Genomic DNA, 6,048 nt, shown 5'->3' on the forward strand with positions numbered 1-6,048 from the left:
CAGTCGATCAGCTCGAGCCGGTCGGCGGACTGCTTGCCCGTCTTGCGGTCGGAGACGACCTCGTAGGACAGCTTCTGCCCCTCGCGCAGGTCGGACAAGCCGGCGCGCTCCACGGCGCTGATATGCACGAAGGCATCCTTGCCGCCGTCATCGGGCTGGATGAAACCGAAGCCCTTCTGGGCGTTGAACCACTTCACGGTTCCCTGGGACATGGGAAACCCTTTCTAGACAGAATATTGGCGCGCCCGCGCAGGCGCGGGTCGTCGAATTCGCATTTCTCGGGAAGAAGACAATCGGCCGAGCGCGAATCGCTCCGCGCAGAGGCGACAGACCCAACCGTCCATCGACTTGGGGAAGATGTGCCCTTCCTCGCAATAATACAAGGACGATAATTTTTATTTTTCGGCCCCGGCCGCGCCGCTCCGGTGATACCCCTTCGCGCCCACCGCCCGCGCCAGCGGGCTGCGGGCCTCGCGCCCGGCCGCGAGATCGGCCAGCGCCCGCCCGAAGCCGTAGTCCGGCCGCCAGCCGAGCGCCTGCTGCGTGCCACGGCTGTCATAGACCCGGTCGATCGTGGCGAACATCGTCCAGCCCAGCCGGGCGTAAAGGGTGCGGCAGCCGGGGAACAGCCGCTCCACCACCGTCATCGGGTCGCGCCGCAGTTCCGCCCGGTCGCCATGGACGAACGGCGTGGCGGCGGAGACGATGAAGCGCCCGAAGCCCAGCGCCGGCGCCCGTGCCGCGGCCGACAGATGCGCCGCCACCACGTCCGCCAGATCGGCGCGACGGTACAGCAGCTCATTGACCTGTGCGTTCGCCAGGCTGTGCGCGGCACGCACCGCCGGGTCGTCGTCTTCCTCCGGGAAGAAGCGGGAGGTGCGCAGAACGATCGCCGGCAGGCCGTGCTGGCGGGCGAACAGCTCCACCAGATGCTCCGCGGCCAGCTTCGTGGCGCCGTAGATGTTGCGCGGCACCGGTACCACATCCTCGTCGATCCAGGCCGCCGGCGCGCCGGACGGCGGGGACAGCGCGCTGCCGAAGGCGCTGGTCGTGGAGGTAAAGACGAAGCGCCGCACACCGGCCGCCACAGCCGCCTCCAGCAGCGCCAGGGTGCCGGTGACATTGGTGTCGACGAAGGCCTGCCGGTCATGGCTGGCGACATGGGGCTTGTGCAGGGTCGCGGCATGGAAGACGGTCGCCACGCCCCGCAGAATGTCGGCCAGAAGGGCGCGGTCGCCGATCGAACCCACCCGGTCGGTGAACGGCCCGGGCAGCAGGTCGATGCCCAGCGCCGCCTGCCCGCCGGCGCGGAAGGTCCGCATCAGACCTTCGCCCAGATGGCCGGAACTGCCGGTGACGAGGATGGTCATGGCAGCACCGCTGCGACAGATCTGGGTGGTGGTGCGGGCGGTCGGAGTCGAACCGACACTCTGTCACCAGAACCGGATTTTGAGTCCGGCGCGTCTACCAATTCCGCCACGCCCGCGCAGGTGCCGGCCAGGGACCGGAGCCCGGATCTTCTGCCATGACGGCGCCGGCCAAGTCCAGTGTTCAGCCGGTCAGCTCAAGGGGGTCAGCGGCTCGCGGCGCGCATCAGCGCGGGCGTGGTGGCCAGGATGGTCAGCCCGTAGGCCGCCATGCCCGCGCCGATGCTCAGGAACAGCCAGGTCAGGCTGCCGGTCAGGGCGAGCGCCAGCCAGCCGCCCCCGGCCACCGCGGCCAGGCGCAGGAAGCCCGCCAGCAGCGGCCAGCCCAGCCGGCCCGCGCCCTGGCAGGCGAAGTAGAGGGCGAAGCCCAGGCCGAACAGGCCATAAAACGGCCCGACATTGCGCATATAGGCGGCACCGGCGGCGAGCATGTCGGGATCGTCGCTGAACAGCCGCAGCCAGGCCTCCGGCCAGGTCGCGGCGGCCAGGCCAACCGCCTCGGCGACCAGGCAGGCGGCGAGCCCGCCGGCCAGCGCGATGCGCAGCGCCCGCCGCCCCTGGCCGGCGCCGATATTCATGCCGACCATCGCCACCAGGGTGCCGCCAATGCCGAAGACCAGCGGAATCAGCAGATATTCCAGTCGCGCCGCAATGCCGTATCCGGCGACCGCGGCCGCGCCGAAGCTGCCACCGACCAGGGCCGTTGCGGCCACGACGGTCAGGTTGGTCTGCACCGAGGAAACCGATGCCAGCAGGCCGACCCGCAGGATCTGCGCGAGCAGGCGGCGCTGCAGGCGGACCGGCTGCAGGCGCGCCGGGTTGCGGCCGCTCAGCAGGTACCAGCCCAGGACCGCGGCGCAGCCCAGGAAGTAGAGCAGCATCGCCGCGCCGGCGCCGGCCGGTCCGAAGCCCGGCAGGGGGCCCAGGCCGAAGATCAGCAATGGCGAGACCGGCACCAGCAGCAGCGCGCCGCCGCAGACCACGAGCGCCGGCACCAGCATATTGCCGGTGCCGCGGATCACCGAGGCCAGGCCGTTCATCAGCCAGAGCAGCACGATGCCGCCGAACACCATGTCGGAATAGGCGAGTGCCGCCTGCAGCCCGGCCCCCTGCGCACCCAGCGCGGCATAGATCGCCGGGCCGAAGCCCAGCATCACCGCACCGAAGGCCGCGCCCATCGCCAGGCTGACCAGCAGCGCATGCAGGACCAGCGCGTCCGCGTCCGCCTGCCGCCCGGCGCCGAGCGCGCGGGCGATGGCGGAGGTGATGCCGCCGCCCATCGCGCCCGCGGACATCATCTGCATCAGCATCACAAGGGGGAAGACGACCGCCATCCCGGCCAGCGCGTCGGTGCCCAGATGCGACAGCCACCAGGCTTCCACCAGCCCGGCCGCCGCCTGCGCCATCAGCATCAGGCTGTTCGGCCAGGCGATGCGCAACAGGGTCGGCAGGATCGGGCCCTGCAGAAAGAGATCGCGGCGGGACGGCGCGGCAGCCGGAACCGTTGCGGCGGTGTCGATGGACGCCATCCCGTTCCCCGTCAAAATCCCGATTTTCTCAAGGTTTCAATTTGAAACTCTGACAGAAGGGACCACGTTTGGTTTAATGATGCAACTGTTTTGGAATCGGTCCGGGACCGGGACATGAAACGCACAAGCTTCGGCACCGCCCGCTGCCCGGTGGCACGCGCGCTGGACGCGATCGGCGACTGGTGGACCCTGCTGATCGTGCGCGAGGCGCTGCGCGGCGCGCGACGCTTCGGCGAGTTCGAGCAGCGGCTGGGCCTGGCGAAGAACATCCTCGCCGCCCGGCTGCGCAAGATGGTGGCGGACGGCATCCTGGAACGCCGCCCGGCGCCGGAGCGCGCGGACCGCAGCGAGTACCACCTGACGGAGAAGGGGCGCCGTCTGCAGGTCGTGCTGCTGTCGCTGCGGCAATGGGGCGAGGACCATCTCTACGCCCCGGGCGAGGAGATTACCCTGATGGTCGACGAAGAGGCCGGCGCGCCGCTGCGCCGGCTGCGGGTGCAGGCCGAGGATGGCCGCCTCCTCGGCCCCGGCGAGGTCCGGTTGCGGTCAGGCCGCACCGCCACCCCGGACGGCAACTGAGCGGCCCCCTTACCGCGGCGGCAGCAGCCGCATCTCCCGGGCCTCCGCGATCAGCTGCCGGAACATCACCTCGGTGTCGATGCAGCCGGCGAAGCCCGCCTGGCGCAGCTTGATCGTGCTCACCAGGACCGGCGGCGGCGGCCGGGTGGCGCCATGGGCGAGGCAGAAGTCCGCATAGTGGTGGGATTCGCCCATCATGGCGGCGAGGTCGCGGTGGCGCAGGTCGTTCCTGTCCGCGATCTGCGCCCAGACCTCGGCCCGCGCCGGCAGGTAGCCGGCCAGGGACGTCGGTTGCGGTTCGCCGGCTTCCATGCCGAAGGCATCGGCGATGGAGGGCCAGACATTGGGCCAGGCGAAGACGTCCCCGTTGGTGACGTTGAAGCACTCGCCCGCCGCCGCCGGCGCCTCCGCCGCCCAGGCGATGACCTGCGCCAGCAGGCGGGCATCCACCGCTTCCGACAGGTAGCCGGGGCCGCCCGGATAGGCGAAGGGCAGCCCCTCCGCCCGCCGGATCGCGGCATAGGCGCCCAGCACCGGGATCAGGTTCATCGCCACGCCCGCCGCCTCGCCGAAGACGATCTGCGGCCGCAGCACCGTCATGGCGAAGCCGCGGGCCGCGGCCTGCGCGCGCAGCCAGTCCTCCTGCAGCCAGTAGAAATTGTCGTGGGCATCGCGGGGCCAGCTCTCCCGCGCCGGCACCGGGATGCGGTGGATATGCACGCCATAGGCCTTCGTCCCCTGCAGCAGGGTGGCATGGCGCAGCGCACCGCCGGCGATCAGCGGCCCGGCCAGGTTGCGCAGCATCGCCAGGTTGCGCTCCATCTGCGCCGCCTCCCGCCAGCCGGCGACCAGGCCCGGCTGCTCGAACAGGGCGGCATAGACCAGGTGGCTCACCGGCGGCAGGTCGGCCAGGGCCGCGGCGCAGGCCGCCGCATCGTCGAGGTCGACCGACAGCTGCCGCACCCGGCCGGTGCCGGCATGGCCGGCCGGCCGCCGCGACAGCGCGATCACGTCCCAATCGCCCAGCGCCTCGAAATGGCGCACCGCCGCCTGTCCCACGGTGCCGGACGCGCCGGCGATCAGGACCCGTTTCCGCGCCGTGTCGGATGTCATGCGCTGCCTCCCATCAATGCCTCCCCCCCCGTGCCCGCGAAGCGGTTGGAGCCGGGGCGAGAACATGCCACGATGCCGCCGGCTGGTGCCAAACGGATGTTCAAACCATCCGCTTTCCCGGTGCCAACGACCACACAAGGGGCGCGAAGCCCCGGCAATAGGGTAGGAGGACGCGATGCGAAGGGCTTTTGGCCGCAGGACATTCCTTTGGGCGGCCGCCGGCGCGCTCGCCGTGGCGGGCCTGACCCAGGCGGGCCCCGCCGCCGCACAGGATGCCAAGGACCCCGAGGTCTACAGGATCGGCGCGATCCTGGCGATGAGCGGCAAGGCCGACTGGTACGGCAAGGTGATGAGCCAGGCGATCCAGCAGGCCGTCGACGAGATCAATGCCAAGGGCGGCATCGATGGCGTGAAGCTGGAGGCGATCATCGAGGACCACAAGTCCGGCGTCGCCAAGGAAGGCGTCGCGGCGATGAACCGGCTGATCAACCTGAACGACGTGCAGGCGGTGCTGACCTCCTTCTCGCCGCCGACCCTGGCGATCTCCCCCATCGCGGACGAGAAGGGGATCCTGCTGCTGAACGGCGGCGGCGTCTCCACCGCGCTGATCGGCGCCTCGAAATACCTGTTCCACAACCGCTCGCTGGCCTCGGACCTGGGCCAGGCGGCCGCCCAGCGGGCGCAGGAGCTGGGCCTGAAGAAGATGGCGCAGCTGGCCTGGAAGACCGACGCGGGCGAAAGCGTGATCGCCACCGTCGACCCGTTCTGGAAGAAGGCCGGCGGCGAGGTGGTCGCCACCGAGTTCATGGAGGTCGGCGCCCCCAACATCGACACCCAGGTGGCGAAGATCCGCGCCTCCGGCCCCGACTGGGTCGGCCTGTGGCTGTTCAGCCCCGACCCGGGCCTGGCGCTGAAAAAGATCCGCGAGTTCGGCATGGACGTGCCGGTGATCGGCATCGAGTACAATGCCGACATCCAGAAGGTCGGCGGCAAGTATACCGACGGCTACGAATATACCTCCGATTATTTCGCGCCGACCGAGGCCTGGGCGGAGCAGTTCGCCAAGGACTATGAGGCGCGCCATGGCGAGGCGCCGGAATTCTATGCCGCCAACTACTACGAAGGCGTCTATGTGATCGCGGAGGCGATCCGCCGCGCCAAGGCGAAGGGCGGCGATTACTGGGACGGCGCGAAGCTGGCGGAGGCGATCCGCGAGAATCCCAGCTTCGACAGCGTCTATGGCGGCCAGATGGTCTACCAGGACAATGGCGTGGCGAAGAAGAAGGTCGCGCTGTTCGAGGTCAAGGACGGCCAGAGCAGCTTCGTCAAGTATATCGCGCTCGACTGAGCCTGACGGCCGCGCGCCCGCTGCCCCGGCGACCGCCGGCAGCGGCGCGCGG

Annotated in this window: 6 protein-coding genes and 1 tRNA gene; 2 read left to right on the top strand and 5 right to left on the bottom strand. The window is 70.2% G+C overall.

Annotated features, from left to right (window positions below):
* From ACFOGJ_RS29185 to ACFOGJ_RS29200, 4 genes are all read right to left on the bottom strand, one after another.
* Positions 1–212: cold-shock protein (locus tag ACFOGJ_RS29185; protein WP_379906830.1), on the bottom strand; the 212-nt coding region annotated here is incomplete at its 3' end.
* A 183-nt stretch (positions 213–395) separates the two neighbouring features.
* Positions 396–1,370, bottom strand: a complete 975-nt coding sequence (locus ACFOGJ_RS29190) for an NAD-dependent epimerase/dehydratase family protein (RefSeq protein ID WP_379906831.1) — start codon at positions 1,368–1,370, stop codon at positions 396–398.
* 29 nt (positions 1,371–1,399) lie between these two features.
* Positions 1,400–1,486 (bottom strand) — tRNA-Leu (locus ACFOGJ_RS29195).
* Between the two features lie 87 nt (positions 1,487–1,573).
* Positions 1,574–2,956, bottom strand: a complete 1,383-nt coding sequence (locus tag ACFOGJ_RS29200) for an MATE family efflux transporter (RefSeq protein WP_379906832.1) — start codon at positions 2,954–2,956, stop codon at positions 1,574–1,576.
* A gap of 114 nt (positions 2,957–3,070) precedes the next feature.
* Between ACFOGJ_RS29200 and ACFOGJ_RS29205 the strand changes: the two genes are divergently transcribed.
* On the top strand, positions 3,071–3,535 hold the full coding sequence (locus tag ACFOGJ_RS29205; protein WP_379906833.1) for a winged helix-turn-helix transcriptional regulator: 465 nt from the start codon (positions 3,071–3,073) through the stop codon (positions 3,533–3,535).
* Between the two features lie 9 nt (positions 3,536–3,544).
* Here the strand turns inward: ACFOGJ_RS29205 and ACFOGJ_RS29210 are convergent, their stop codons facing one another.
* A complete protein-coding gene (locus tag ACFOGJ_RS29210; protein ID WP_379906834.1) occupies positions 3,545–4,648 on the bottom strand; it encodes an NAD-dependent epimerase/dehydratase family protein in 1,104 nt (367 codons plus the stop codon).
* Between the two features lie 175 nt (positions 4,649–4,823).
* On the opposite strand from ACFOGJ_RS29210, the gene ACFOGJ_RS29215 reads away from it, so the two are divergent.
* A complete protein-coding gene (locus ACFOGJ_RS29215; RefSeq protein ID WP_379906835.1) occupies positions 4,824–5,996 on the top strand; it encodes an ABC transporter substrate-binding protein in 1,173 nt (390 codons plus the stop codon).
* Positions 5,997–6,048: the final 52 nt, after the last annotated feature.

This window comes from Marinibaculum pumilum, from assembly GCF_042646425.1.
Taxonomy (GTDB): Bacteria; Pseudomonadota; Alphaproteobacteria; order Ferrovibrionales; family Ferrovibrionaceae; genus Marinibaculum; species Marinibaculum pumilum.

Excerpts from the sequence above, each read along its gene's own strand:
- ACFOGJ_RS29190 (WP_379906831.1), bottom strand. The coding sequence starts at position 1,370 with ATGACCATCCTCGTCACCGGCAGTTCCGGCCATCTGGGCGAAGGTCTG.
- ACFOGJ_RS29205 (WP_379906833.1), top strand. The coding sequence starts at position 3,071 with ATGAAACGCACAAGCTTCGGCACCGCCCGCTGCCCGGTGGCACGCGCG.
- ACFOGJ_RS29210 (WP_379906834.1), bottom strand. The coding sequence starts at position 4,648 with ATGACATCCGACACGGCGCGGAAACGGGTCCTGATCGCCGGCGCGTCC.
- ACFOGJ_RS29215 (WP_379906835.1), top strand. The coding sequence starts at position 4,824 with ATGCGAAGGGCTTTTGGCCGCAGGACATTCCTTTGGGCGGCCGCCGGC.
- ACFOGJ_RS29200 (WP_379906832.1), bottom strand. The coding sequence starts at position 2,956 with ATGGCGTCCATCGACACCGCCGCAACGGTTCCGGCTGCCGCGCCGTCC.